Genomic DNA, 25,336 nt, shown 5'->3' with positions numbered 1-25,336 from the left:
TAAAGTTACTCTGAGTATTCTTTTACAGCATCAATAAATGCTTTGGCATTTTCCAATGGAATATGCGGAAGAATACCGTGCCCTAAATTCACTACGTATTTGTCTTTTCCAAATTCACGAATCATTTGGGTAACCATTTGTTTGATTGTTGCAGGCGGAGATAGCAATCGTGCAGGATCAAAGTTACCTTGTAAAGTGATATCGCCCCCCGTAAGATATCGAGCATTTCTAGCCGAGCAAGTCCAATCCACACCTAAGGCCGAAGCTCCTGACTGGGACATTTCTTTTAAGGCAAACCAGCACCCTTTTCCAAAAACAATTACCGGTGCTTCTTCTTTTAGGGCATCCACGATTTGTTGAATGTATTTCCATGAGAATTCTTGGTAATCAACTGGTGAAAGCATTCCACCCCATGAATCGAAAACCTGAACAGCATTTACACCCGCTTTTACTTTGGCCTTTAAATAGGCAATAGTCGTGTCCGTTATTTTTTGTAGAAGTTGATGTGCTGCTTCGGGCTGAGTAAAACAAAATCCACGAGCTTTATCAAAGCTTTTGCTTCCTTGACCTTCAACACAATAACAAAGGATAGTCCAGGGGGATCCGGCAAAACCAATAAGTGGAATCTCGTCTTGCAATTTTTCCTTGGTCATGTTTATAGCATCCAAAACATACCCCAAAGATTCTTCAATATTGGGAACGACAACCCTGTCTAAATCTTCAACTGTCCTTATAGGATTTGGCAGATATGGACCAAAGTTGGGTTTCATTTGTACCTCAATGTTCATAGCTTGTGGAATCACCAAAATATCACTGAACAGGATAGCAGCATCCATTCCATAACGTCTGATAGGCTGAACCGTGATTTCGGAAGCCAACTCAGGGGTTTGGCAACGGGTAAAGAAATCATATTTTGCTTTGAGCTCCATAAACTCGGGAAGATAGCGCCCCGCTTGGCGCATCATCCATACAGGAGGCCTATCCACGGTTTCACCCTTCAATGCTCTAAGGAACAAGTCGTTTTTAATCATTTTTTTTAAAGTAATTGATTGCCTTAACCAACACATTTTCTACTGTTGGTTTGTTGGCGATTATGATATTGTTGGTATGTTTTTTTACTTCGTTAGCGGTGGTATTTCCAATACAAAAAGTAAAACTGTTTGAGATAGAATTTTCTTCTAGATAACTCTTTATGCCGCTGGGACTAAAAAACAAGATGCCATCAAATGTCCTATCAAATCCTCTTGTATTGAAATACGTGCGGTAGGCCTCTACTTCTTTATACCGAATGTTATTTTTTAATAAAATAGTAGGTAATTCATCTCTTCTTAAGTTTCCCGACAAAAACAAAAATTCTTGATTTTTATAGTTTTTTACGATGAAATTGGCCAAATCTGAAGCATTTTCAGCAGCTTTTTCGATTTTTATGGCATTTTTTCTTAAAAGAGCACTGGTCTTTTCTCCTACACAAAAAGCCTTGTAATTGGCTATTTTCTTATTTGGAGCGTAATTAAGAAATGCTTTTACCGAATTTTTACTAGTGAAAATATAATTTTTATAATCTTGTGGAATATCAACTTTAGTGAATTCGATGGAAATAGCATCATAGTGGACAAGACCAATTCCAGAATTTAAAAACAATTCCTTTTGAGAAGGGGTTAGTATTTTAGTGGAGAGCACTGTTTTCATTTCTAATACTTTCCATGAGTTTGTCACCGCCATTTGCCAGCACCTCCTTGGCACATGCTTGTCCAAAACCTTGGGCTTTGGATAAAGGGATACTCTTTTTTACTTCTATTTTTTGACTTCCATCCAAGGAAAAAACCACACCATCAAAATAAACTGTTTGGTCTTTTATTTCAGCTAAGGCACCAATCGGAGCGGTACAACCGCCTTCCAATGTTCTCAGAAAATTACGTTCAATGCCAGTTGCAATTTCCGAGGGTTTGTGATTCAGTTTTTGAAGTGTTTCTTTAGAAAAACCATCTTTTTCCATGGCAACCACAAGCATTGCACCTTGCGCTGGAGCAGGAATCATCCAATCTAGAGATAAGGCATCTTTTGGCAGCAATTTGATTCGTTCCAATCCAGCTTTGGCAAAAATGGCACCTTGCCAATCGTTTTCGATAAGTTTTAAAAGTCGTGTGTTCACATTTCCTCTTAAGTCAACGACCTTGTGATGGGGGTATTTGTTCAACCATTGTGCTTTTCTACGCAAACTGCCGGTAGCAATGGTTGACGATGCATCACTTTCTAAGAAGTCTGCTCCTTTGTGAACCAAAATATCATGGGTGACAGCTCGTTCTAAAACAGCCACTTGAACAATTCCGTCAGGCAATTGTGTTGGAACGTCTTTCATGGAATGTACTGCAATATCAATTTGCCCTTTTAGCATGGCGACATCCAAAGTTTTCGTAAAAATCCCGGTGATGCCCAATTCATAAAGGGGTTTGTCCAAAACCTGGTCTCCAGTAGCCTTGATGGGAATTAAAGTAGTGTCATGCCCAAGCGCCTCCAGCTTTTGCTGCACCGTAGTCGCTTGCCACAGGGCCAATTCACTATTCCGAGTTCCGATTCTTATGATTTTGCTCATTTTGAATCGATTTCTAACTGAAACACTTTTTGAATAAGTTCCAAGCTATCTTGAGTGTCTACCTCAGCGCTTTTTAAATGATTGGCAAATTGCTTGGTGATTTTTTGAATGATGCGCTCGGAAATGATTTCAGCCTGGTCCTGATTAAAATCGGATATTTTTTTGGAATGAAAATCAATTTCCTCAGCTTTCATGGTTTTTAGCTTCTCCTTGAGCGCATTAATAACTGGAGCAAATTTCCGTGTCTCTAACCATTTCAAGAAATCTTTCTTTACTTGATCAATAATCTGTTCCGCTTTTGGAACAAATTCTTTTCTTTTGGTCAGGGTATCATCCGTAATTTGGGAAAGCTGATCTAAGTGTACCAAAGAAACATTTTCTAGATCTAGCACATCATCAGATACATTTTTTGGAACCGAAAGGTCTAAAATGAGCAATGGCTTTTTGGAGTATATCAATGCCTTGGAAACTGTTGGCAATTGTGCACCTGTAGCCACAACCAAGATATCCGTCTTTCTGATTTCGGTTTGCAAATCCCCATAATCCTTAACGGTAAGTTCAAATTTCCCGGCTATGGCCTCAGCTTTTTCTCGGGTTCTATTAATTAGAGTGATATGGGAATTGTTGGAGTGTTTTATAAGATTTTCACAAGTATTTCTTCCTATTTTTCCAGTACCAAAAAGTAAAATATTCTTTTCTGATATATCAGGAACAGTATTGAGAATATACTTTACCGAGGCGAAAGCCACCGATGTAGCACCAGAGGATAATTCCGTTTCATTTTTAATACGTTTGCTGGACTGTATTACCGCATTGCACAAACGTTCTAAAAACGGATTGGCCATTTCGTGCTTTTTGGAGCGATAAAATCCTTGTTTTATCTGACTTATGATTTCAAAATCACCTAAAATCTGACTGTCCAATCCTGTTCCAACTTTAAACATATGAGAAATGGCATCATGATTTTTGTACACATAGGCCACTTCTTGAAATTCCTCAACGCTACCTTGGGTTTGGTCGCAGAGCATTTTAATAAGCTGAAAAGGATGTTGCGCAAAACCGTAGAGTTCTGTTCGATTACAGGTTGATATAACCAAGAGACCATCAATACCTTGTTCTTTGGCCTGGACCATAATGTTGTCTATGGCAGGAACATCCAAGCTAAATTTTCCTCGAACCTCGGCGTCCGCTTTTTTATAGCTTAGGCCTATGGCGTAAAAAGAACTATGTTTTGAAATATTGTAACTCCTCATAAAGGATTAAAATCGCCACACAAAAGTAAGTGTACTATTAAATAAAAAATAACGCTAGCGGAACAATAAGTGTCAGTCGATATATATTTAGAGGGACTTTTCGCTAAAAACCTTTAAAAACACTGTTTTTATTGATAAATTTGACAAAGCAATATTCAATTTAGAGTCATTCTAAATAGAAATTTACCAATAAAAGAAGTACGGTTAGCTATGGAAAATGTCGCCAAAGGTTCATTCGAGGAAATTTTAATAGATGAAGGGTTTTATATCCTTAAAATTCAGAACGATACAGAGGAAACAAGGATTGTGGAACGAGAAGTAGATAGCTCCTATATCCAGTTTCACTTCTGTTTAAAAGGGGGTAGTAAATTCAATTTTAATCAGGGGCACTATCAATTGGATGTATCTGAAGAAAACTCCCTTTTGTTATACAATACCCAAAAAAACCTACCGCTAAACCTAAGTGTTTTTCCCAATACTTGGTTGTTGTCTGTAGTGATGACCATTAGAAGATTTCATTCTTTGTTTTCCAGCGAGGCCGACTATATTCCTTTTTTAAGTGAGGACAATAAGGAGAAAAAATACTATTCTCAAGAAGTCGTCTCCCCTGCAATTGCTGTGGTATTAAGTCAATTGATGAGTTATAATCTTCACCCCTCCATTAAGGAACTCTATATAAAAGGAAAAGTGTATGAGCTTATTTCGTTGTATTTCAATAAAACAAAAGATGCAGATTTGGAACAATGCCCATTTCTTGCTGATGAAGACAACGTGAGAAGAATAAAAATGGCCAAGGAGATTATGATTTCACGTATGGCCGAACCTCCTACCTTGGCCGAGTTGTCCAAGGAAATTGGATTGAGCCTTAAGAAACTAAAGGAAGGGTTTAAGCAAATATATGGAGATTCAGTATTTGGTTTTCTATTTGATTATAAGATGGAGTATGCTCGAAAAATGCTAGAAACAGGTAGTCATAATGTGAATGAAGTTGGACTAAAGGTCGGCTACAGCACTGCGAGCCATTTTATAGCTTCTTTTAAAAAGAAATATGGCACAACACCTAAAAAATATTTAACTTCAAACGTTTAAAAATAACCTGCAATGAACGCGATAAAAATTTCCCTTATAGCGCTGTGTGTTGTGTTTACCATCAATGCACAAGAAGCTGAAGATAATGCCAGTAATTCCAAAATGCCAGATTTGGTACTTGTGTTTACCAAAACGGATGGATATAGACATCAATCTATTGAAAAAGGAGCACTTACTTTAAGGCAACTGGGGAGAACCAATGGATTTATTGCATTACAAAGTGAAACAGCCGAGGATTTTAACCATCAGAATTTACGAAACTATAAACTGGTTATCTTTTTGAGTACGACTATGGATGTACTGAATCCATCGCAACAAAAAGCATTTGAATCCTATATTAAAAATGGAGGAAGTTTTATGGGAATTCATGCAGCAGCAGATACGGAATATGATTGGGCATGGTATGGTAAATTGGTTGGTGGATACTTTGATAGTCACCCTAACGACCCCAACGTCCGGGATGCTAAAATTGATGTTTTAAACAAGGAACACGCTTCAACTGCACACTTAAAAGATACTTGGTTGCGAAGTGATGAATGGTATAACTACAAAAATTTAAACCCCAAGGTTACCGTGCTGATGGATCTGGATGAAAAGAGCTATGAAGGGGGTACCAATGGAGACAGCCACCCCATTGCATGGTATCACGAATTTGATGGAGGAAGAGCTTATTATACTGGTGGGGGGCACACCGAATCTTCTTTTGATGAGCCAGATTTTAAGCAACATTTGTTGGGTGCAATCGAATGGTGTTTAAGGAGAAACTAAGACGGGCCTAGCCACTATAATTCCGATATTGCTTTTAATTTTCCTCAAATAGTCCACTAATGGTTCTTTTGTTATTCTAACAGATCCAGAACTGGAAGCATGTAGTAAATGGATTCTTCCATTTGGTTGGCGAATAGCAAATCCAGTATGGGTGACATCTAAACCTTTTATAGAAGTGGCCAAGGCAATAATGTCTCCAGATTGAATACGACTTTCACAACTTTCAATCTGCTCTTGGGGTAAGATACATAAGCTTTGTTTTGCTAGTTCTTTTTCAACTTTCAACATATTCTCAAAGTTCTCGTCATCTTTTAAAAAAGGATAAAGAGAACGGTGCGTTCCCATAAAATTGATGGGTTTTTTCACCTCAGTTCCACCCAAATCATTGGTAATATCCTTAACCAACCCCTTACTTTCATTATTTCTAATCCAATCTGTAAAATAATGTAATCGAGAGGGATAACCATCCAAAATTCCATTTCTATACCGAATGGTTTCTAAATTTTTAATAAAGCTGTCAAAATCGGTCTGCTTATTTCGGACCAGTAAACCAAAGGCTAAAACATTCTCCACATAGGTGGTGCAGTCGAATCCTCTTAAGTTCACCACTAAGTTTTCTTTCTCTCCAATTTCCAGAGTTTTTTCAACATAGGGAGTATCTAAAAAGGTTTTGCCGATATCCACAACGGAATCGCCATACGAACCTCCTTCAATTCCTTTGAACGCTTCCAATTTTGAATAAAATAGAGTTGAGTCCTTTGGAGAACAACTAATTTGTGCATTTAAGGTAGAGGCACAAACAACAAAAAATACGATAAGTGCTCTTATAATCATAAGGAGTTTCACATTTACCAAACTAAATTAGGATTATCTATGAAATTATAAGGAAACAAATTGGTGGAATCAAATGTTAAATCAGCTTCAAGTAGTATTTTTATCGCATTGAACAACAAACCATCTTCATTGCTATGAAAGGAGTATTATTGGTTAATCTGGGATCCCCCGATAGCCCTACCGCGAAAGACGTAAAACCTTATCTGGATGAGTTTTTAATGGATGAAAGGGTAATCGATGTTCCAAATTGGTTACGAAATATAATTGTTAGAGGCATCATTCTACAGACCAGACCCAAAAAATCTGCAGAAGCCTATTCCAAGATTTGGTGGGAAGAAGGCTCCCCGTTAATTGTGATTTCTGAACGCTTTGCTGAAAAAGTGAAGAAGCAAACGGATATGCCTATTACTCTTGGCATGCGATATGGTTCCATGACCATTAAAAATGCGTTGCAAGAATTAAAGGATAAGGGAGTGGATGAGGTGCTTTTGGTGCCTTTATATCCGCAATATGCCATGAGCTCTTTTGAAACCGTTGTGGTGAAAACTATGGAGGTTCAGAAGGCTCATTTTCCTGAAATACATATTACCACCTTACCTGCTTTTTACAATAATCCTGATTATATCGAGGTACTTTCAAAAAGTATTGAAAAAGGACTCGAAGGATTTGATTATGACCATGTTTTGTTTTCGTATCACGGGATACCGGAACGTCATATTAGAAAATCGGACCCAACAAAATTCCATTGCAAAATAGATGGAAGCTGTTGTCAAACAAATTCGGTGGCACATCATACCTGCTATCGTCACCAATGCTTTGACACAACTGAAAAAGTAAAAGCCTTTTTAAAATTGCCCGAAGAGAAAACCAGCATTTCCTTTCAATCCAGACTCCCCAACGACCCATGGTTAAAACCATTTACCGACTTCGAATTTGAACGATTGGCCAAAGAGGGAAAAACAAAATTAGCGGTAATTACGCCTGCATTTGTTTCAGATTGTTTAGAGACTTTGGAAGAAATAGCGATGGAAGGAAAACATCAATTTATGGAAGCTGGTGGAGAATCTTACATTCATGTCCCCTGCTTAAATGACGACGATGCCTGGGTTGAGCTTATGGGCAAATGGGTCAATGATTGGCAAACCAAGGAAATTTTGCCAACCTAAATGGCAAAAGTATCATCAGGACAATTAGGCGTAGAACCTATTGGCAAATTGCTGATCAAACAAGCCGTACCTGCATCCATTGGTATTCTGGTGATGTCCCTGAATGTTTTGGTGGATTCCATTTTCGTAGGAAATTGGATTGGATCTATCGCTATAGCCGCTATTAACGTAGTGCTGCCCGTTTCCTTTTTTATTGCTGCCCTTGGAATGGCAATTGGTATTGGGGGGTCTAGCATTATTTCTAGAGCATTGGGCTCAGGGGATAAAGACAAGGCACTTAAAACATTTGGCAATCAAATTACACTTACACTACTGGTAACCATATCCATGGTGGCTTTGGGGCTTTATTTTGTCAACGATTTAATTCCGGCATTTGGAGGAAAAGGGAGCATCTTTACTCCAGCTAAAATTTACTATACCATTGTGCTTTATGGAGTTCCTTTTTTGGCGCTTTGCATGATGGGCAATACCGTAATCAGAGCAGAAGGCAAGCCAAAATTTGCCATGATAGCTATGATAATCCCTTCCGTTGGAAACCTCTTAATGGACTACCTTTTTATTTATGTGTTTGATTGGGGGATGCATGGAGCAGCTTGGGCCACAACCGCAGGATATCTTTTATGTTTCAGTTATATTTTCTACTTCTTTTTATCCAAAAACTCAGAATTGAAAATCAGACTTTCCGATTTTTCACTGAATCGGGAAATCCTAAATGAAATTGGCTCCTTGGGATTTGTAACCTTGGCCAGACAAGCCGTAACCAGTATTACTTATCTATTGATGAATAATATTTTATTCAATTTAGGAGGGGAGGCCATGGTTGCCGTATATGCCATCATCGGTAGGATGTTGATGTTTGCACTTTTCCCTGTTTTTGGAGTCACCCAAGGATTTTTGCCCATTGCAGGCTTCAACTACGGAGCACTTAAATATGATCGGGTTAAGGCATCCATTTACACTGCCATTAAATATGCAGCCTTGGTCGCCACAATCGTATTTATTGGATTAATGGTTTTTCCCGAGGCCATAACTTCCTTGTTTTTAAGTAATAGATCCGATTTACCGTCTGAGGAACTGGTCACCAATGCTTTTGTACTAGATCATGCACCCATGGCCATGCGATTGGTTTTTGCAGCAACACCCATTATTGCGCTGCAATTAATTGGTGCAGCTTATTTTCAGGCGGTAGGAAAAGCAATCCCTGCTTTATTATTAACACTAACAAGGCAAGGGTTTTTCTTTATCCCACTTGTTTTGATTTTGCCTACTTTTTTAGGAGAACTTGGCGTTTGGCTTTCATTTCCTATTGCGGATATCCTGGCTACTATTGTAACTGGATTTTACCTTAGAAAAGAAATAAAGACACGGTTGAACCAAGCCATGTAGAATCATTTAATCTGATATTGCAGTGGCAGCTTTACTGATGATTTTCCATGTATCCCCTATTTTTTTCAAAAGAAAGATATCTATAAACTTCAAATCCCTACTTGGGATAAGAATCTCCGCTTTGGCACAAGCAATATTATTTTCAAAATCAATCATTAAGATGTTACCTATTCTGCCATTGAACTCCCCTTTTTTTCTATTTTCAAACAATTTACCGTATTCTTCCGGTGATAAAATCCATAATTCTTGGTCTTTTTTAGATAAAAACAAATCAGCCTCTTCATAAAAAGCGGACTGTATAAGTTCTGGGTTGTTATAGGAAGATCCATCTATATAATTCTGCAACGTTTTCCTGATGGCGTCTTCTTCCTCTTGTGCAGTAATAAAAAGAGTGCATAACAAAAATAAGAAAGTAGAGAAGTGTCTTTTCATGCTTGTTGAATTTTTAAAATTGATGAGTTATTGATTCTTGATTTGAATTAATTTTCCGTTGTCTTCATCCGTAAGGATGAATAACCTTCCCTTTGGTCCTTGTCTAACTTTACGGATGCGTACGCGGTCATCCAAAAAAAGCTCTTCGGCACTCTTTATGGTTTCAACTTCAATGTGAAACCGCCAAAGACTTCCCCGAGATAAGCCGGGAACAAGGAGATTGTTTTTCCACCCTGGGAATTCATCCCCTGTATAAAAAGTGAGTCCAGTGGGAGCTACCGTATGGTGCCAAAACCATGTAGGAGGGGTGAAGGTTGCGCCATCAATTTTTGGCGGAGTATAATCGGAGCTTCTAAGTTTTCCAGAAGTAACATTGGGCCATCCGTAATTTGCACCTGCTTTTAAAATGTTTAATTCATCACCTTGTAGGGTTCCGTGCTCACTAAACCATATTTTTCCCGTTTCCGGTTGCACCGTGATTCCTTGGGCGGCTCTGATGCCTAAAGCATACAATCCAGGCACTGCATCAACTCCAAAATCAGGATTGTCCAAAGGAATTGTTCCATCGGGATTGATTCTATATATTTTCCCACGTTTATCAGATACATCTTGAGCGATGGGAATCTCAGGTTCATCTTTTTCCCAAAATAGGCGTTCCCCTATGGTAATATACAGTTTCCCGTCTGGGCCAAAAGTCATCCCTCCACCATAATGAAAATATTCCTTAGTAAAAGGCTCTGCAACCAAAAGCGTTTCATGATCGTAAAGCGAATCATTTTCCAGCCTAGCCCGTATAACTTTTGTGGTGGTGCCCAGTCCCGCTTTTTTGGCAGCATAGGAAAGATAGACCCATGGTTTTTCCTTTTCATCTTGGTCAATCAAGACCTCAAAAATCCCAGAGTTATCACCAAAATGAACAGCTCTAATACTATCTGTAAGATCAGATGGAAATCCCTTGATGATATACTTTTCTTTAGTATCTAGATTGATGCGCAGCAGATTACCATCTTTTTCTGAGACCAAGGCCTCAGTATTGGACAAGAATGAAATACTCCACGGATGGTTTAAGCCATCCATTATAACATGCTTACTAGGTAAATTGATTACAGAGGTATTGGTTTTATGCTGCCCACATCCTATAAAAAGGATCAATAAACCAAGAGTGACTTTTTTCATCGTTTGAAACTTTAGAACAAATGATGAAAAACCCAAGAACAAAACCTTTAAAAAACATGTTTCTTAAAACGAAAAACCTAAATAGCACTAGTTTTTTTTCGGTATTGTGAAGGAGTCAATTGTGTTTTTGCTTTAAAGGCAATATTAAACGAAGTGACATTGCCAAAACCACAATCGTAGGCAATGGCTACTATTTTTTCTTTTCTTTGCTCCTTATTGGACAGCATTTTCTTGGCTTTTTCAATGCGATAACCATTTACAAAATCCGAAAAATTCTTCTGTTCATTTTCATTGATGGCCTGGGACAAATTTCTAGGTGTAACTTGTAGTCTTTCAGCAATAGTTTCCAGTGAAATGGAGTGATCTAGAAAGACTTCTTCCTTTGCGAAGAGATTTCTTATGCTTGCTATCAGCTGCCCAGACATATTTTTATCTAGGGTTGAAGTGTTGTATTTCCCCAATCTGAAGGCATGTTTCTTCAAAAACAGGAAGGAAAAGATATAAATTAGTAGTGAAAAGAAAACGGCACCTCCAATATAAAACGAAAAAATTCCCGCAAGATGTCCCATGTAAAAAGACCATATTAACGCCACCCCTATAGAAAGATTTCTATACCAACTTAATCGCTGCGGATGCACTTTTGCTCCATATATATAAATTATACGGAAGGATAAACCAATATAGATGGCTAAATGAACAAACACCAAAATATAGATTCCATAAGCGAGTACGCTGCCATCGTTGGGGATAAAAAAACAGCCAATGGCCATCAATATAAAAGGAAGTATATGCCAATAGTTTTTGGGTAGAATTTCTTTGCGTTCTGCAAGCAGTACTCTTCCATAAAGCCATAAGAAAGGTCCGGTAAGCAAAATCCCAGAAAGCCCCAAATTACGTTGCCAAGGGTCTAGATCCAGATAGACATTGAGTACTGATTTTCCCACCCTAATGGTCAATCCTAAAATTACAAAGGCCAAAAAAATGTTGGCTTTTCTTTCTCCTCTTTTCAAAGTAAAAAGATATACAGCAAGAAACAGCGCCTGAACTATGCCCAAACAACTCAGAACCAATAAGATGGAATCTTTTGTCATGTTTCAAAATTAAAAAGATAGTGGGAAAGTAAATTCAGATATCATATTAAGTTGTTATTTTTAGCAAAAGACCACCCAGACAATGAGATTTTTATATTTGATTTTAAGTGTGTTGGTATGCACATTAGGTTGTTCAGAAAAAAAAGAAATGGCAAAAACCTATTCCCTATTTGTTGGGACATATACAGATGGTGCTAGCGAAGGCATTTATAAATTCACCTTTGATGCTGCTACAGGAAACTTGACGGATAAAGCTTTGGCTGCTGCATTGCCAAACCCTTCTTTCCTAAAAATTTCTAAAGACAAAAACAACATTTATGCAGTACAGGAGACTGCTGATTTTGATAGTTTGGGAGGAGGAGTTACCGCCTTTAAACTAAAAGATGGACTATTGGAATTACAAAACAGCATGGGTACCGCTGGCGCACATCCATGTCATGTATCTTTATCAGATAACGGGCAATTGGCCGTTTCTAATTATACAGGAGGAAATCTAGCTATATTTAGCTTGGGTGCTGATGGGGAATTGGGGACAAACAGACAAATACTAGATCATAAGGTTTTGGATACCACTAAAACTGCCCATGCGCATATGGCCCAATTTAGAAGAGGAGGCCTTTTTACCTCGGATTTGGGATTGGACGCTATCAAAAGGTATCAATTGCAGGGAGGTGAATATGTTCCTGCCCCGCAAGCTTCAATTGATCAACCTAATGGTTCAGGGCCGCGTCATTTTGTTTTTGGTAAGGAGGACAAAATGCTGTACGTAATCAATGAATTGAATGCCACTATTACAGTGCTTGAACGAGACTATAGAGGAGAGTATCATGATATTCAAACCGTGGAAACCTTAGCATCAGATTATGAAGGGGAAAGGGCCTGTGCAGACATCCACCTGTCTGAAGATGGAAGGTTTTTATATGGATCAAATAGAGGAGAAAATACTATTGTAATTTTTACTGTGGACCGTAATACAGGTGAGTTAATGTTGGTTGGAAGGGAAGGGGTTCGAGGCAATTGGCCACGTAATTTTAGTATGGACCCTTCCGGAAATTTTTTATTGGTCGCTAACCAAAGAAGCGATAACATTACCGTCTTTAAGCGGGATGTTGAACAAGGAACTTTGGAATTTCTTAATGAAATAGCATTGCCAAGCCCGGTTTGCTTGGAATTTTTGAATTGATTTTAAAGGTGCTTTTCCTTCATTTTTTGAATAAAATCAGCTGACATATAGTATAAGTTCAATTGCCCATTGTTATGCGTTCCATTTATTCTTTTAACTGGGTCCAAAGCTTTTACATTAATGGGTTCCTCTAATCTTCCGCTCGCAAAAACAAATAGTTTTCCATCTTGACTTACCCAAGGGCACATCTCGTGTTCTGACGAATTGATGGGCTCACCCAAATTTTCGGGTGTAGTCCACTCGCCATCTAAATTGAAACTGATATATAGATCCCCTCTGCCCAAGCTGTCATCATAACCTCTAAAAATTAAATATTCTTCATTGGGGTCGATAAAAGGATCGCCCTTATTTTCTCCTGAGTTGATGACATCTGATAAAGCCTCAACAGTATAATCAGTATTGTTGGGAATGGCTTTGTAAATATCCCCTTTGGACCAAATATTAAAATATAAAGTTCCAGAGTGGGTCAACGAGCTATAATATTCATTATCCTCTTCACCAGTTAAGATTATACGGATGGGATTGCCCCACCCAGCATCTGTCCGTTTCACATACCAGATTTTGCTGTTTTCATTGTCCCCCTTAGGTCTGCTTGAACTAAAATAAATACGATTTCCATCAGGAGAAAAAAGTGGGTCGTAATCCGAAAATTCACCAGAGAAAGATGCTATTCTTGGCTGACTCCAAGTGCTATCTTCCATCATTTTAGTAAATGTGATATAGGCATTGGTGGGCATATCCGTAGTATAATAAAATTCAGTTCCGTCGGGCGAGAAGGTGCCGTTGTACTCTGTTGAGGGTGATGCCAAAAGTTCTGGTGCCAGAAGTTGAGGTGTTGTAGTCGGTTCAATACCAAAAAAAGGACCTGAGTATTTCTGATTTTGCATTTTCTCCACAGGTTCTGCCTGCTTCTTGCACCCTAAAATTAGAATGATGAAAAGAATCGAGATAACTTTTAAACTATTCACAGGTATAGGTTTTATTGTTGAATTCAAAAGAAGCATTTTCGTTAGGTCTCAAGGACCCATGCCAGGAGTCTTTGTACCATTTTTCTGGGACATCATCGCTGCGGTAATCTGCGGTAAAAAAGGAAAAGTTGTTGTTGAAAGTGATGATGATATCTCCCTTTCCATCGGCATCATGCCATCTGCCAGTCATAACATTATCTTTTAATCTACCCCATACTCCTCCTAGCGCATTTTTATGAATCAATAGGTAAGACCCGGCCACTTCGTCATTATCAATAAGCAAATCAAAACGCCCTATTTCAGTACAGTAATTTTTTGATATGACCGTGTTTTTTTTCTGGTTTTGTGCTATTGAAAATTGTATGGACAGTATCAAAAGGAATACGCTATAAAAAATGGTTTTCGATTTCATGGAGAAGAATTTAAATTCAATCTGCTGATTCAAGTTTTCGAATGATCAATTGGTAATTTTCCAAATTTGAGACATCAATAATCTCATTGGTTTGCTGATTGAGCATATCCATTTGAGAATCGGCTATAAAATAGATGCTGTTATTAACTAAGTCAAAAGTGGTGGGAATGTCCGAAGGGCGCCTAAAGGCCATCAATTTTTGCTGTTGAACAATATTGGTCTTTTTTTTGTCTAAATGAAATTTATAAACCCCATTTTCAGACACATCTCTTCTTGAGTTGACGATAGTAATCAAACTGTTGTCATGGAATTTCATCCCATCAATTCCCTTATGGTTGTTGGGTTGATTGACCAACTTTTTGGCGGCAATATCCAATATGCGAATTCCACTGGTATAGGAAGCAAAATAGAGATACCTATCGTCATTTGATATGGCAATTCCATTGGAGTGTTTGATTTCATCGTTTGAATAAAACACTTCTAAATTGTCAATCGATTTATTAATCGTATAAATATTGTTGGTCTCGGAATCTGTTATAAATACTTTCCCTTGAGTACCTACGGCAATATCATTTAGATAGATAAATTCGGCATCGTTCAAAGGATAAGATTTGATTAAATCTCCTGAAGTGATATCCAATAAAAGAAGGATGGACTTGTTATTTTCTTTTGGAAGGCTGTTGCCGAGGGCATATAAAATATTGCCTTTTATGGTCATTCCAAAGCCAGCCAAATAACCATGCTCATTACTTTGAATAAAATCTTTTGCATTACTGCCATCTATGTTGCTTTGAACGATTTTATTATGTTTAAGGCTGTTGATGAAGAGTTTTCCTGAACGCAGATCTACAGCAATCCCCTCTGGAATAAGGTCTTTTTCAAAAGTGAGCTTTACGGGACTATCTGGAACTTGGGCTAGAAGCGAAAACGATAATAAAAACAAAACCCATTTGATTGTTTTCATTTGATTGATTGTTTCTCCCAAATTACTATATAATTTAAGCTTAAATTTTAAACTTTTGTTAAAACAAGGCTTCACTTTTGGTGCCTTTGATGGTTTCCTTTATGCTTTTCTTCAGCCTAAATATTCATAAAAGCTTACTCATCTAATTTCTTGATTCCTGATACATGAGAGGCAATGGCTTTCCATGCTCCATTGCGTTTGATCAGCACGTTGCTGGACTGATATATAGTCTCCGTGGAATCGTTTAAAATGTGCCCAGTACCACAAATCATAGCCGTACCATTATCCAAAATGTCCAGACGCTTAATTTCATAATAGAAAGAATCATGTTGCATGGCATGTTCTTTGATCCACTCGAGCTCCTTGTTTTTGTTGGACCAATTGCCATCGGCATCTACCATTTGAAAATCATCCCCTAAAATATTATCAAGCAAAACAGTATCCTGTTCTCGATATGCTTTGGGCCATTGAATTTCTTTTAGGTTCCTTAGAATTTTTTGGTCATTCGATGTAATGATACTTTCAGTGGTATCTTCTTTTGGATTTGTTTGGCAGCCAAAGGCAATTAACAAAACAAAAAGAGGGAGGGATATTCTCATCTTTAATTGATTTTTGCAAAGATGGTTACTTGCTTGAAGAAAGTATAAAATAACTATGTGAGTCGCGGTAAAAAGGGGGTGAGTCGAAAAGATTCTTATATATTGGCAATAGTATTGAGGTATGTTCTGCTAAACTTGATACCATCTCCAGTTTTTAAATGAAGCACCCCATCTCCATTATGGTTTTTTTGAATATGCGCTATTAAATCTGAATTCACAAGATAGGAGCGGTGAACACGTTTAAAGGTTTTTGGACAGAGTCCTTCAGAAAATGATTTTAGGCTTTGGTACTTTACAAATTTCCCTTTTTCTGTATGCAAGACAATGCAATTATTGCTGGTTTCCACATAGATGATCTCTTTGGGGCTGAGCAAAAATTGAAATCCTTTTTTGGAAACGGAAACACGGGAATCGTTTTCAATAGCTTCATTTTGGGAAAGGGAGGTAGCTTCCTCTTTTTTGGGGTCGACCAAGAAAAAAAGTATTAAAAAATAACAAAGTAAGTTTACCGCTATGTTGTTGGTAAGACTTGCATTTAACATATTAAAACTAGGAGAAGTACATTGGTAAACCGTGGTCATTAAAAACACAACGAGAACCTGACCAACAATAATATTTAAAGCCGAGGCGGATAAACCCAACCCTCCTTGAATCAATACATTATTCCCTGATGAGGATATTGCCCATTTTTTGCCCCATTTTTTTATTTGTTTTACAGAAGTATTCCAAAAAATGAAGCTGGTGATGGCAAGAATAGAAAGCTCCGAAAAACAGGCCATGCCCAAACTTTCCTGAAACATACGGCCAATGCCCATGTTCAGTAGTACAAAAAGAGATATTAATGAGATACGTTTTGACACCTTCTAAAAGTAATAATTCTAATAGAAGGATACCAAGACTTTAAGATTTGTTAAACAAAGGAGGGGCGTTTTTGTCCACGGGACCTTTAACAAACCAGGTCATAATGTGTTTTTGGGGCCACCTTCTAATTAGGGTATCCGCTTTTTTGTCATACCAGACTGCGTCAAAATTACTTTTTGTGCTTAGCACCACACGCCATTCCTGTTGCAATTTATCCGAGTCCATATAATTCACGTTAAGGCTATCCCAATCAATATTTGATAATACTTGAGGGTCCAAATGGGCCATAACTTCTTTTTCACTTAGAATCGCTAACCAGATTGGAACGGAAAGATGCTCGATAGATAAATCCGTTCTCTTGCTTCCCCACCCAATTTTCAAATCCTGCCCATTTCTAATGGCATTCATTAAATCTTGTTTTGATCCTTTAAGGATACTACCATCTCTATCTGTTTTTAAAACAACTTGCCAATCATTTGAAGGAGGTTGTTGTTTTACACATGAGGTAAAAACGATGATTAGTAAAAGCAGAAGTGTTTTTTTCATGACTAAGAATTTTGATTAACCTTTGACAAAATATACAAAAAGAGAAATCAATATAAGCGCAAAAACAATAGTTAAGAAGATTTTCCAAAAACTATAAGGCCTTGTTCCAGAGATTTGACCATTCTCCCCATTGATGTAGAAATTATATTCTTTGCCTTTGTACCTATATGCACTTACATAAACCGGAAGTAGAATATGCTTAAAAGTTTCTTCAGCTAAACTCATATTCATGCTGTTCACGCGTTGTGTGTCGCCACCAATATCTTGTCTGCACCAACGCTCGGCAATTTGTTTTGCCTCTCCTTTTGCAGAGAGATGTCCTTGTTGTAGCGGGATGGTATATTTTTCCGTCACAAAACCTGAAAGAAAACCGCTATCAAAAGGCTGAAGTTTTTTCAAATTCCAGTGTGCAATCTGGCTTGGAATTCTCCCAGAACGTTGTTTGGAAGCCTTGATTAAGGTGTCGTCTACAAAGCCCGAAACCTTTCCAGAAGCTGGATACCATCGCGTTTTACGAACACGCCTTGTTTGTGTTTTACCATTACTGTCCCTATAGCGCTGTGTTTCATAATAATATTCCCCACGTTGCCCAGTATAGGAGGCAGAAAGTAGTGCATCAAAAGTCCAATATGGCAAATATAACCCCTTGGTAAATTGAGGGTCCAAAGATGCCTTTTTGAGTTTGTTGGGAGCCCACCATAACTTGTTCACCCATTTTTGAAAAATGAGAAAGGATTGTTGTTTTTCAATTTGAAAAGGTAGCACTGCACCAGGAAGAATCCAATCCTCTTTGTATGCATCTTCTATCACCAAAGGCATACTACAATAAACGCAGTGCAATGATTTGTAATTTTCTTCTACATGTTGATTTGCACCACAGTTTTTGCAATGGAGCATTGAAATTTCCTCACTGTGCTTTTGGGCACCCATTTCTTTGAGATAAGGATATAGCTCTAACTCTGTAAAGCCATTTTCATCTATATTGATGGATTCCTCATGCCCACAATACTCGCAACTTATATTTGTTGTGCCAGGTTTGTATTTGAGCTCTGCGCCACAATTGGCGCAGGGCTTTTTAAGTTCTGTTTTTTGGATATTAGGTTCTACAGGCATCAATCCAGTAAAGTGTCATTTCGAGTAAAGTGAGAAATCTCAGTGCTGTTACATTCTTGGGATTTCCCAATCATCGTTTTACTCTCATTTCGAAATGACAATGAGATAATATTAATTTGTTGGTAAAGGAGGAGGGGTATTTCCACCTAAAAATGATTTCAATTCTTCCACATCTTTTAACGCTGTCCAAGCAGCCATACCTTGTTTCCAAACTAGGCTATCCCTGTTTATGGTACGTCCTGCAAAAAGTGCTTGCAATTGCTCAAAAGAAACTGGGCCTTGTTGCGCTCCGTTTACGGCATAAAAATATTGCACTGCCACGGGCATTGGAGGAGGAACTGCGGCACCTGCTTGTTGCATTTGCGGACTCATCATTCCGCCCATTTGTTGCGCGAGGACAAAGCCCATTCCCATTCCCATGCCTGCTCCAGCGGTTCCGCCTTCATTCTTGGCAGCGGCTTCAATGGCTTTTGCCGTTTTGAATTTTGTCAACTTGTCCAAATCCAATTTATCAATACGGCTGTATTCGAAGATTTCTTTTTTGAGATCTTCCGGCATGGAGACATTTTCAATGTAGAATTTCTCTAATGAAATCCCCACCGAAAGAAATTCGGGTTTCATCACTTCTTGACAGGTTTCAGAAAGTTCTGAGGTATTTGCTGCGTAAAGTTCAATGGGTAGATTTGCCTCACCAACGGTATCGGTAAAGCGAGTTGCGATTAAGCTTTTTAAGTGTTCATTAATTTCAAAATTGGTGAAGTTGTTATCTGTCCCAACAATGTCAACAATGAATTTACCCGCATCGGAAATTTTAAAGGCGTAAGTGCCAAAGGCTCTAATTTCAACCAGTCCAAAACGGTCATCACTTAAAGTGATAGGGCTTTTTGTTCCCCATTTCTCATCAGTAAAGAGGTAGGTATTCACAAAATATACCTCAGCTTTAAAAGGAGAATTAAACCCATATTTCCAACCTTTTAGGGTACTAAGAATAGGTAGGTTTTGTGTAGTTAAATCGTAAGTGCCTGGAGTGAAGACGTCAGCCAACTGGCCTTCATTTACAAAGACTGCGGTTTGTCCTTCTCTTACAATGAGCTTGGCGCCATTTTTAATCTCATTTTGGTAACGCTCAAACCGATGTGCGATAGTGTCATCGGTAAAGTCAAGCCATTCAATAATATCAATAAACTCATGGGTGAGCTTTTCTTTGATTTTGCTAAAAATATCCATGGTAATGTGTTTTTGTTAATGTTCTAAAACTAATAAAAAGGAAGATTCCTTTACCGCTTTATTGGTATTAAAATTATGTGGAATGTTACAAAGGGTATCGCTAGTCAGTTTTACAAGAGGTATCGGCAATTATCTTCCAAGCCCCATCAATGTTTTTAAGTACAAGCATGAAAATGCCTTGGGTGTCGCCTACAGTTCGGGTAAGGTGGTATTCCCCAAAGACGGAATACACCCCGGCATTAATTTTTGAAATTTCATTACTAGTCAAACGGAGTTGACCAAAATGTTCCTTAGTCGGATAGCTTTTTTTATATCGCTCCAAAGTATTTTGCCATCCTTTAGTTACACCAGAGCTCCCATAAAAAATGAGGTCATCAGATTTCCAATAAGTCTCCATAAAAAGTTCAATATCAAAATTGTTCCAAGCTTTTTCTTGGATTGCCAATACTTCAAGAATGGAAGCTTTATCATCAACCGTAGTTGATGATTGCGAGAATGAGAAAAATGAGGCAAGAAAAAATAAGTAGAACAGTCCTTTCATAATAACGTGGTTTAATTCACTAAAGCTATAAAAAGAATAGGTGAAAACAGCAGGATATTGTTTATCGAATTTTACCCGCTGCCTTTAGCATTTCCAACACCTGTTTTTTGGGAAGTGCTTTTATTTCATGTCCGTTTCTGCCTGTCATGGTTTGTGCGGCAAAAAGGGAATTTAAAATGGCTTCTTCCGTGGCTTCAATAGTCGCTAAAAACAAAGGTGTCATTGCTGAGTTTCGCAAGCTTGGTAGAGTTTGTACGGCATTGTCACTGTTATATGGAATTCTACACTCTTTGGCTGTTGAGACCGCAATTACATAGTCCCCACTGCCATTACTGGCAATTCCGCCTGTTCTTGCAAGACCCAACATAGCTCGTTTTGCCAAGCGTTCCAAATTTCGAGAATCTAAAGGAGCATTTGTAAAGACCACCATCATGCAGGAACCATCTGTAGCGTATTTAAAATTATCAGAATAGTGTCCCATTTGTTTTCCAACATCCACACTAGCTATTTTTAGCATTCCCCCAAAGTTGGTTTGCGCTAAAACTCCTACCGTATATCCACCAGCGTTCTTTGGCACTACTCTAGACGAGGTTCCAATACCTCCTTTAAAGCCAAAGCAAATGGTGCCCGTTCCAGCCCCAACATTACCTTCTTCGACTTTTCCAGGTTTTGCATTTTTAATGGCTTGTAAGATATCTTTTTCGGTAACATGGCGACCGCGGATGTCATTGAGATAACCATCATTTGTTTCACCCACAACGGCATTTACGGAACGGACTTTTTCATTTTCAGGAAGTAATAAGGTATGACTTACTAAAGCGTTCACTCCTGTAGCCACACTTAAGGTATTGGTTAAAACAATAGGTGTTTCTAAATTGCCGAGTTCTTTTACTTGGGAATATCCGGCAAGTTTCCCGAAACCGTTCCCCAGATAGATGGCGGCAGGGACTTTTTGTTGGAACAAATTACCACTATGCGGTATAATGGCAGTTACACCAGTGCGAATACTATCGCCTTTAATCAAGGTTTGGTGCCCCACCATTACCCCAGGAACATCCGTAATAGCATTTAAGAGACCTGTCTTAACTACGCCGATTTCAATTCCGTAATCCCGAAGGCGTTTTTCCTGTGCGGAAAGGGAAAAAAACAAAGTCAAAAACAAGATTGATAAAAACGACCTATTTCTCATAAAAGCCAAAGTACCAATTTTGAAATATAAGTCGAAATCATTCCTCCTTTTTTCCTACATTTAATACCGACTAATTCAACATAAAATAAAATGAAACAACAGCTTTCCAAAGCCGGCCTGTTCTTGCTGGCATTTTGCTTTTTTATCCTTTCAGCAGAAGCACAAAGACGTAATAAATCAACGCAAACAGCACCAGAATACCCGGAAGAACTGTACTCTAGTTTGGAGTATCGTTTGGTAGGGCCATTTCGCGGTGGGCGTTCTGCTGCCGTAACTGGAGTTCCTGGAGAACCTAACCTATTTTATTTTGGCGCTACGGGTGGTGGCGTGTGGAAAACATTAAATGGTGGACGTAGCTGGGAAAACATTTCTGATGGTTATTTTGGTGGAAGTATAGGTTCTGTGGAAGTGGCCAAAAGTGATCCAAATGTCATTTATGTTGGTGGTGGCGAAAAAACACTTCGCGGAAATGTGTCCAGTGGCTATGGTATCTGGAAAACAGAAGATGCCGGGAAAACTTGGAAAAAAGCTGGATTGGAAAAAAGTAGGCACGTTCCTAGAATCCGAATTCACCCAACGGATTACAATACGGTTTATGCGGCTGTTCTTGGTAATATATACAAACCAACCAAAGAACGTGGGGTATATAAAAGTACAGATGGTGGAAAAACTTGGAGACAGGTATTATTTGTAAATGATCAGTCGGGAGCTGTGGATTTGACTTTTGATCCAAACAATCCAAGAATTCTATATGCTTCAACCTGGCGCGCAAAAAGAACACCATATAGCCTGAGTAGCGGTGGAGATGGGTCTGCACTTTGGAAAAGTACCGATAGCGGTGAAACTTGGACAGAGATTTCTAAAAATGAAGGATTCCCAAAGGATACCCTTGGAATTATAGGAGTCACTGTTTCTCCAAAAAATAGCGATAGGGTTTGGGCCATAGTGGAGAATAAGGAAAAAGGCGGGTTGTATCGTTCTGAAGATGGTGGAAAAAAATGGATGCAGGTCAATAGTGAACGTAAATTAAGACAAAGAGCATGGTATTACACCCGTGTTTATGCCGATACGGAGGATGAAGATGTGGTTTATGTGATGAATGTAAGATATCATAAATCTACCGATGGTGGTAAGACCTTCAATACCTTTAATGCACCTCATGGGGATCACCACGATCTGTGGATTTCTCCAGAAAACTCCAAGCGAATGATTATTGGTGATGATGGTGGCGCACAGGTAAGTTATGATGGTGGAGAAACCTGGAGCACCTACTATAACCAACCAACGGCCCAATTTTATAGAGTGACTACGGATAATGCCTTTCCGTATCGTATTTATGTGGCACAGCAAGATAATTCAACGATTAGAATCAATCACCGTAGTGATGATGGCTCCATTGGGGAGGACGATTGGGAACCAACTGCTGGTGGTGAATCTGCCCATATTGCAGTTGATCCATTAAACAATGATATTGTTTACGGTGGTAGTTATGATGGATTTCTTACACGGGTGAATCATAAAAACAATACCGTAAGAGGAATCAATGTTTGGCCAGATAACCCAATGGGTCATGGTGCTGAAGGTATGAAATACCGTTTTCAATGGAATTTCCCTATTATTTTCAGTAAGCATAATCCCAAAAAACTCTATACATTCTCTAACCATGTGCATATGAGCACTAATGAAGGGCAAAGTTGGGAATTGTTAAGTGATGATCTTACAAGAAATGACCCTACGAAATTAGTTTCTAGCGGTGGTCCAATTACACAGGATAATACAAGTGTTGAATACTATTGTACCATTTTTGCTGCCAATGAAAGCCCTTTAAAAGAAGGATTGCTTTGGGTTGGAAGTGATGATGGATTAATTCATATTACAAAGGATGGCGGCCAGAATTGGGAGAATATTACCCCGCCCAATATGCCAGAATGGAGTATGGTCAACAGCATTGAACCTTCGGCTTTTGATGAAGGCACTTGTTATGTGGCGGCTACACGATACAAGCTTGGTGATTTTAGACCTTACCTCTATAAAACCACTGATTATGGGAAAACATGGAGTAAAATAACAAACGGTATAAATAATGAGCACTTCACCAGAGTACTCAGGGAAGATCCAAAAAGAAAGGGACTTTTGTATGCAGGCACGGAAACCGGGATGTACATTTCTTTTAATGACGGACAAAAATGGGAGAAATTCCAATTGAATTTGCCGATAGTTCCCATAACCGATATGACCATAAAAGACAATAACTTAGTCGTTGCTACTCAGGGGCGTAGTATTTGGATGATAGATGACCTTACGGTGCTTCATCAATTGAATACATCTGCTAAAAGCGCTACAACCATGTTGTACAAACCTAAAGATAGTTATCGTACCAAAGGAACAGCAGCAAAGAAACCTTCAAAAACTGAAGGACAAAATCATCCTAACGGTGTGGTTACACATTTTTACCTAAAAGATATGTCTGAAAAAGACAGTATCAGTCTCACCTATACTACCATGAATGGTGATACTTTGGCAAACTATAGCACTTTCGCAAAAGAAAAGGATAAAAAGCTTAAGATTAAAAAAGGAGGAAACACCCATGTTTGGGACACCCGAGGTAAAGGGGCAAAAAAATTGGAAGGGATGATTTTTTGGTGGGCCAATTTTAGTGGGGCCAAAGCAGTTCCTGGTTCATACAAAGCGCATTTAAATGTAAATGGAACATCACAATCTCAAGATTTTAAGATTTTGGCAGACCCTAGAGCAGAGGTTTCTGTTGCTGATATGCAAAAGCAATATGATTTCATTTCGGACATTAATGAAACTATTGATAGAGCACATCAATCCATCAAAAAAATCCGAAAGATCAATAAGCAATTGGAAGCTTTTTCTATGCAGTATAAGGATAATGAGCAAACCAAAGACTTGGTTGAAAAAGCAAAGGAAATGAAAGAGAACTTTGGAAAGATTGAGAAGGCACTTTATCAAACAAAAAACCGAAGTAACCAAGACCCATTAAACTTCCCAATTCGTCTTACAAATAAATTGGGCCATTTAAACAGTTTGGTTTCGATTGATGATTTTCCACCAACGGAGCAGGATATTGCCGTTAAGAATGAACTGTCTTCTAAAATAAAATCGCAATTGGCAACTTTTGATACCCTTGTGGACAAGGAAATGAAAGAATTTAATGCTTCGTTCAATAGTTTGAAATTAAACTATTTGTTTGTTGAGGAATAAAGAAAGTAAGTTTTGGGTTAAGGGTAGAGCTGTTTAAAAAGTACGCATTACCTTTAACCCATTACTAAATGTACATCACCAAAAGTGGAACTTTACCCTTATATAAAATCACTTCATCTTATTTTTGTGGTGACATGGTTTGCAGGTTTGTTTTACATTCCACGCCTGTTTATTTATCATATTGAAGCCTGGCAGAAACCCTCCCCAGAAAAAGAGATTCTTTCCACACAGTTAAAGTTAATGACCAAGCGATTGTGGTACATTATTACTTGGCCATCTGCAGTGCTATGCACAGTTTTTGCAATATGGCTATTAATACTGATGCCTGCATGGTTGCAGCAGCCTTGGATGCAGGTTAAGCTCGGCTTTGTGGCATTACTTTGTTTTTATCACTTAAAATGTCATCAGATTTTCAAACAATTGCAGCGGGATGAGGTCAAATATACGTCTCGTTTTATGCGTATTTGGAATGAAGTGGCTACTCTTGTACTCTTTGCCATTGTATTCTTGGTAGTTTTAAAAAATGCCTTCAATTGGATATACGGTGTCGTTGGAATTTTTGTCTTAGCTATTTTATTGATGCTCGGTATTCGATTGTATAAGAGGATTAGGGATAAAAACCCAAACGCCTAACAAAATTCACTTCTTTCTTTTTAAGATTGACACTTGGACCTGCATATAAGTTGGTCTGATTATTGCTAACTTTAATCCCAAACC

At 38.3% G+C, this 25,336-nt stretch carries 25 protein-coding genes; 7 read left to right on the top strand and 18 right to left on the bottom strand.

Annotated elements, in window-relative coordinates; genetic code table 11:
- Positions 1-5 precede the first annotated feature (5 nt).
- The 4 genes from hemE to hemA are packed head-to-tail and all read right to left on the bottom strand — an operon-like array spanning position 6 to position 3,846.
- Positions 6-1,031, bottom strand: a complete 1,026-nt coding sequence (hemE, locus tag FVB32_RS04235; RefSeq protein WP_147741490.1) for a uroporphyrinogen decarboxylase — start codon at positions 1,029-1,031, stop codon at positions 6-8.
- Positions 1,024-1,689 (bottom strand): uroporphyrinogen-III synthase, encoded by a 666-nt coding sequence (locus FVB32_RS04230; RefSeq protein ID WP_147741488.1) that lies wholly within the window; start codon positions 1,687-1,689, stop codon positions 1,024-1,026. Before FVB32_RS04230 ends, hemE begins: the two co-directional genes overlap by 8 nt.
- A complete protein-coding gene (hemC, locus tag FVB32_RS04225) occupies positions 1,667-2,593 on the bottom strand; it encodes a hydroxymethylbilane synthase (RefSeq protein WP_147741486.1) in 927 nt (308 codons plus the stop codon). Before hemC ends, FVB32_RS04230 begins: the two co-directional genes overlap by 23 nt.
- Positions 2,590-3,846, bottom strand: a complete 1,257-nt coding sequence (hemA, locus tag FVB32_RS04220; RefSeq protein ID WP_147741484.1) for a glutamyl-tRNA reductase — start codon at positions 3,844-3,846, stop codon at positions 2,590-2,592. Before hemA ends, hemC begins: the two co-directional genes overlap by 4 nt.
- 210 nt (positions 3,847-4,056) lie before the next feature.
- Here hemA and FVB32_RS04215 point away from each other — a divergent pair, with 210 nt between their 5' ends.
- Positions 4,057-4,935, top strand: coding sequence for a helix-turn-helix transcriptional regulator (locus FVB32_RS04215; protein WP_147741482.1), 879 nt, complete (start codon positions 4,057-4,059; stop codon positions 4,933-4,935).
- Between the two features lie 12 nt (positions 4,936-4,947).
- Positions 4,948-5,703 (top strand): ThuA domain-containing protein, encoded by a 756-nt coding sequence (locus tag FVB32_RS04210; RefSeq protein ID WP_147741480.1) that lies wholly within the window; start codon positions 4,948-4,950, stop codon positions 5,701-5,703.
- On the opposite strand, the gene FVB32_RS04205 is transcribed toward FVB32_RS04210, so the two are convergent.
- Entirely contained in the window at positions 5,689-6,537 is an 849-nt protein-coding gene (locus tag FVB32_RS04205; RefSeq protein WP_147741478.1) for an N-acetylmuramoyl-L-alanine amidase-like domain-containing protein, read from the bottom strand. The two genes, FVB32_RS04210 and FVB32_RS04205, sit on opposite strands and share 15 nt — an antisense overlap.
- 134 nt (positions 6,538-6,671) lie before the next feature.
- Here FVB32_RS04205 and hemH point away from each other — a divergent pair, with 134 nt between their 5' ends.
- Positions 6,672-7,703 (top strand): ferrochelatase, encoded by a 1,032-nt coding sequence (gene hemH, locus FVB32_RS04200; RefSeq protein WP_147741476.1) that lies wholly within the window; start codon positions 6,672-6,674, stop codon positions 7,701-7,703.
- The gene (locus FVB32_RS04195) at positions 7,704-9,089 is read left to right on the top strand and encodes an MATE family efflux transporter (protein WP_147741474.1); all 1,386 of its coding nucleotides are present in this window, start codon (positions 7,704-7,706) and stop codon (positions 9,087-9,089) included. It begins immediately after the preceding gene.
- A gap of 6 nt (positions 9,090-9,095) precedes the next feature.
- Here the strand turns inward: FVB32_RS04195 and FVB32_RS04190 are convergent, their stop codons facing one another.
- The 3 genes from FVB32_RS04190 to FVB32_RS04180 form a co-directional block, all read right to left on the bottom strand.
- Complete coding sequence (locus FVB32_RS04190; protein WP_147741472.1) at positions 9,096-9,521, bottom strand: nuclear transport factor 2 family protein; 426 nt, start codon at positions 9,519-9,521, stop codon at positions 9,096-9,098.
- A gap of 27 nt (positions 9,522-9,548) precedes the next feature.
- Positions 9,549-10,697 (bottom strand): PQQ-dependent sugar dehydrogenase, encoded by a 1,149-nt coding sequence (locus FVB32_RS04185; RefSeq protein ID WP_147741470.1) that lies wholly within the window; start codon positions 10,695-10,697, stop codon positions 9,549-9,551.
- Between the two features lie 77 nt (positions 10,698-10,774).
- Positions 10,775-11,788: a helix-turn-helix domain-containing protein gene (locus FVB32_RS04180; RefSeq protein ID WP_147741468.1), complete on the bottom strand. Its 1,014-nt coding sequence runs from the start codon at positions 11,786-11,788 to the stop codon at positions 10,775-10,777.
- Between the two features lie 148 nt (positions 11,789-11,936).
- Between FVB32_RS04180 and FVB32_RS04175 the strand changes: the two genes are divergently transcribed.
- Entirely contained in the window at positions 11,937-12,971 is a 1,035-nt protein-coding gene (locus FVB32_RS04175) for a lactonase family protein (RefSeq protein WP_246139825.1), read from the top strand.
- A gap of 2 nt (positions 12,972-12,973) precedes the next feature.
- Here FVB32_RS04175 and FVB32_RS04170 read toward each other — a convergent pair whose 3' ends face one another.
- From FVB32_RS04170 to FVB32_RS04125, 10 genes are all read right to left on the bottom strand, one after another.
- Positions 12,974-13,939: a TolB-like translocation protein gene (locus FVB32_RS04170; RefSeq protein WP_187269492.1), complete on the bottom strand. Its 966-nt coding sequence runs from the start codon at positions 13,937-13,939 to the stop codon at positions 12,974-12,976.
- Positions 13,932-14,351 (bottom strand): hypothetical protein, encoded by a 420-nt coding sequence (locus tag FVB32_RS04165; protein WP_147741462.1) that lies wholly within the window; start codon positions 14,349-14,351, stop codon positions 13,932-13,934. The genes FVB32_RS04170 and FVB32_RS04165 overlap by 8 nt, the downstream gene beginning before the upstream one ends.
- Positions 14,352-14,367: 16 nt before the next feature.
- Positions 14,368-15,315 carry an SMP-30/gluconolactonase/LRE family protein gene (locus FVB32_RS04160; protein ID WP_147741460.1) on the bottom strand — a complete coding sequence of 316 codons (948 nt, stop codon included), beginning with the start codon at positions 15,313-15,315 and terminating at the stop codon, positions 14,368-14,370.
- A 134-nt stretch (positions 15,316-15,449) separates the two neighbouring features.
- Complete coding sequence (locus tag FVB32_RS04155) at positions 15,450-15,914, bottom strand: nuclear transport factor 2 family protein (RefSeq protein WP_147741458.1); 465 nt, start codon at positions 15,912-15,914, stop codon at positions 15,450-15,452.
- A gap of 95 nt (positions 15,915-16,009) precedes the next feature.
- Positions 16,010-16,774: a LytR/AlgR family response regulator transcription factor gene (locus FVB32_RS04150; protein ID WP_147741456.1), complete on the bottom strand. Its 765-nt coding sequence runs from the start codon at positions 16,772-16,774 to the stop codon at positions 16,010-16,012.
- 40 nt (positions 16,775-16,814) lie between these two features.
- Positions 16,815-17,321: a hypothetical protein gene (locus FVB32_RS04145; protein WP_147741454.1), complete on the bottom strand. Its 507-nt coding sequence runs from the start codon at positions 17,319-17,321 to the stop codon at positions 16,815-16,817.
- A gap of 15 nt (positions 17,322-17,336) precedes the next feature.
- Complete coding sequence (locus FVB32_RS04140; RefSeq protein ID WP_147741452.1) at positions 17,337-18,434, bottom strand: DNA helicase PriA; 1,098 nt, start codon at positions 18,432-18,434, stop codon at positions 17,337-17,339.
- Positions 18,435-18,545: 111 nt separating this feature from the next.
- Positions 18,546-19,661 carry an SPFH domain-containing protein gene (locus tag FVB32_RS04135; RefSeq protein ID WP_147741450.1) on the bottom strand — a complete coding sequence of 372 codons (1,116 nt, stop codon included), beginning with the start codon at positions 19,659-19,661 and terminating at the stop codon, positions 18,546-18,548.
- 100 nt (positions 19,662-19,761) lie between these two features.
- A complete protein-coding gene (locus tag FVB32_RS04130; RefSeq protein ID WP_147741448.1) occupies positions 19,762-20,202 on the bottom strand; it encodes a YybH family protein in 441 nt (146 codons plus the stop codon).
- 61 nt (positions 20,203-20,263) lie between these two features.
- Positions 20,264-21,358: a DmpA family aminopeptidase gene (locus FVB32_RS04125; protein WP_246139824.1), complete on the bottom strand. Its 1,095-nt coding sequence runs from the start codon at positions 21,356-21,358 to the stop codon at positions 20,264-20,266.
- Positions 21,359-21,481: 123 nt separating this feature from the next.
- Between FVB32_RS04125 and FVB32_RS04120 the strand changes: the two genes are divergently transcribed.
- Together FVB32_RS04120 and FVB32_RS04115 are read left to right on the top strand one after the other, a co-directional pair.
- Positions 21,482-24,619 carry a WD40/YVTN/BNR-like repeat-containing protein gene (locus FVB32_RS04120; protein WP_147741446.1) on the top strand — a complete coding sequence of 1,046 codons (3,138 nt, stop codon included), beginning with the start codon at positions 21,482-21,484 and terminating at the stop codon, positions 24,617-24,619.
- An 84-nt stretch (positions 24,620-24,703) separates the two neighbouring features.
- Positions 24,704-25,252, top strand: coding sequence for a CopD family protein (locus FVB32_RS04115; protein WP_147741444.1), 549 nt, complete (start codon positions 24,704-24,706; stop codon positions 25,250-25,252).
- The last annotated feature ends 84 nt before the right edge of the window (positions 25,253-25,336 follow it).

It is taken from the genome of Flagellimonas hymeniacidonis (assembly GCF_008040165.1).
Classification (GTDB): Bacteria; Bacteroidota; Bacteroidia; order Flavobacteriales; family Flavobacteriaceae; genus Flagellimonas; species Flagellimonas hymeniacidonis.
The sequence above is the reverse complement of the archived record's forward strand: the minus strand, read 5'-3'. Positions and strand labels throughout refer to the sequence as shown.

What these genes read in the sequence shown, in the direction of transcription:
- hemE (WP_147741490.1), bottom strand. Translation starts at nt 1,031, where the DNA reads ATGATTAAAAACGACTTGTTCCTTAGAGCATTGAAGGGTGAAACCGTG.
- FVB32_RS04230 (WP_147741488.1), bottom strand. Translation starts at nt 1,689, where the DNA reads ATGAAAACAGTGCTCTCCACTAAAATACTAACCCCTTCTCAAAAGGAA.
- hemC (WP_147741486.1), bottom strand. Translation starts at nt 2,593, where the DNA reads ATGAGCAAAATCATAAGAATCGGAACTCGGAATAGTGAATTGGCCCTG.
- hemA (WP_147741484.1), bottom strand. Translation starts at nt 3,846, where the DNA reads ATGAGGAGTTACAATATTTCAAAACATAGTTCTTTTTACGCCATAGGC.
- FVB32_RS04215 (WP_147741482.1), top strand. Translation starts at nt 4,057, where the DNA reads ATGGAAAATGTCGCCAAAGGTTCATTCGAGGAAATTTTAATAGATGAA.
- FVB32_RS04210 (WP_147741480.1), top strand. Translation starts at nt 4,948, where the DNA reads ATGAACGCGATAAAAATTTCCCTTATAGCGCTGTGTGTTGTGTTTACC.
- FVB32_RS04205 (WP_147741478.1), bottom strand. Translation starts at nt 6,537, where the DNA reads ATGATTATAAGAGCACTTATCGTATTTTTTGTTGTTTGTGCCTCTACC.
- hemH (WP_147741476.1), top strand. Translation starts at nt 6,672, where the DNA reads ATGAAAGGAGTATTATTGGTTAATCTGGGATCCCCCGATAGCCCTACC.
- FVB32_RS04195 (WP_147741474.1), top strand. Translation starts at nt 7,704, where the DNA reads ATGGCAAAAGTATCATCAGGACAATTAGGCGTAGAACCTATTGGCAAA.
- FVB32_RS04190 (WP_147741472.1), bottom strand. Translation starts at nt 9,521, where the DNA reads ATGAAAAGACACTTCTCTACTTTCTTATTTTTGTTATGCACTCTTTTT.
- FVB32_RS04185 (WP_147741470.1), bottom strand. Translation starts at nt 10,697, where the DNA reads ATGAAAAAAGTCACTCTTGGTTTATTGATCCTTTTTATAGGATGTGGG.
- FVB32_RS04180 (WP_147741468.1), bottom strand. Translation starts at nt 11,788, where the DNA reads ATGACAAAAGATTCCATCTTATTGGTTCTGAGTTGTTTGGGCATAGTT.
- FVB32_RS04175 (WP_246139825.1), top strand. Translation starts at nt 11,937, where the DNA reads ATGGCAAAAACCTATTCCCTATTTGTTGGGACATATACAGATGGTGCT.
- FVB32_RS04165 (WP_147741462.1), bottom strand. Translation starts at nt 14,351, where the DNA reads ATGAAATCGAAAACCATTTTTTATAGCGTATTCCTTTTGATACTGTCC.
- FVB32_RS04160 (WP_147741460.1), bottom strand. Translation starts at nt 15,315, where the DNA reads ATGAAAACAATCAAATGGGTTTTGTTTTTATTATCGTTTTCGCTTCTA.
- FVB32_RS04155 (WP_147741458.1), bottom strand. Translation starts at nt 15,914, where the DNA reads ATGAGAATATCCCTCCCTCTTTTTGTTTTGTTAATTGCCTTTGGCTGC.
- FVB32_RS04145 (WP_147741454.1), bottom strand. Translation starts at nt 17,321, where the DNA reads ATGAAAAAAACACTTCTGCTTTTACTAATCATCGTTTTTACCTCATGT.
- FVB32_RS04140 (WP_147741452.1), bottom strand. Translation starts at nt 18,434, where the DNA reads ATGCCTGTAGAACCTAATATCCAAAAAACAGAACTTAAAAAGCCCTGC.
- FVB32_RS04135 (WP_147741450.1), bottom strand. Translation starts at nt 19,661, where the DNA reads ATGGATATTTTTAGCAAAATCAAAGAAAAGCTCACCCATGAGTTTATT.
- FVB32_RS04130 (WP_147741448.1), bottom strand. Translation starts at nt 20,202, where the DNA reads ATGAAAGGACTGTTCTACTTATTTTTTCTTGCCTCATTTTTCTCATTC.
- FVB32_RS04120 (WP_147741446.1), top strand. Translation starts at nt 21,482, where the DNA reads ATGAAACAACAGCTTTCCAAAGCCGGCCTGTTCTTGCTGGCATTTTGC.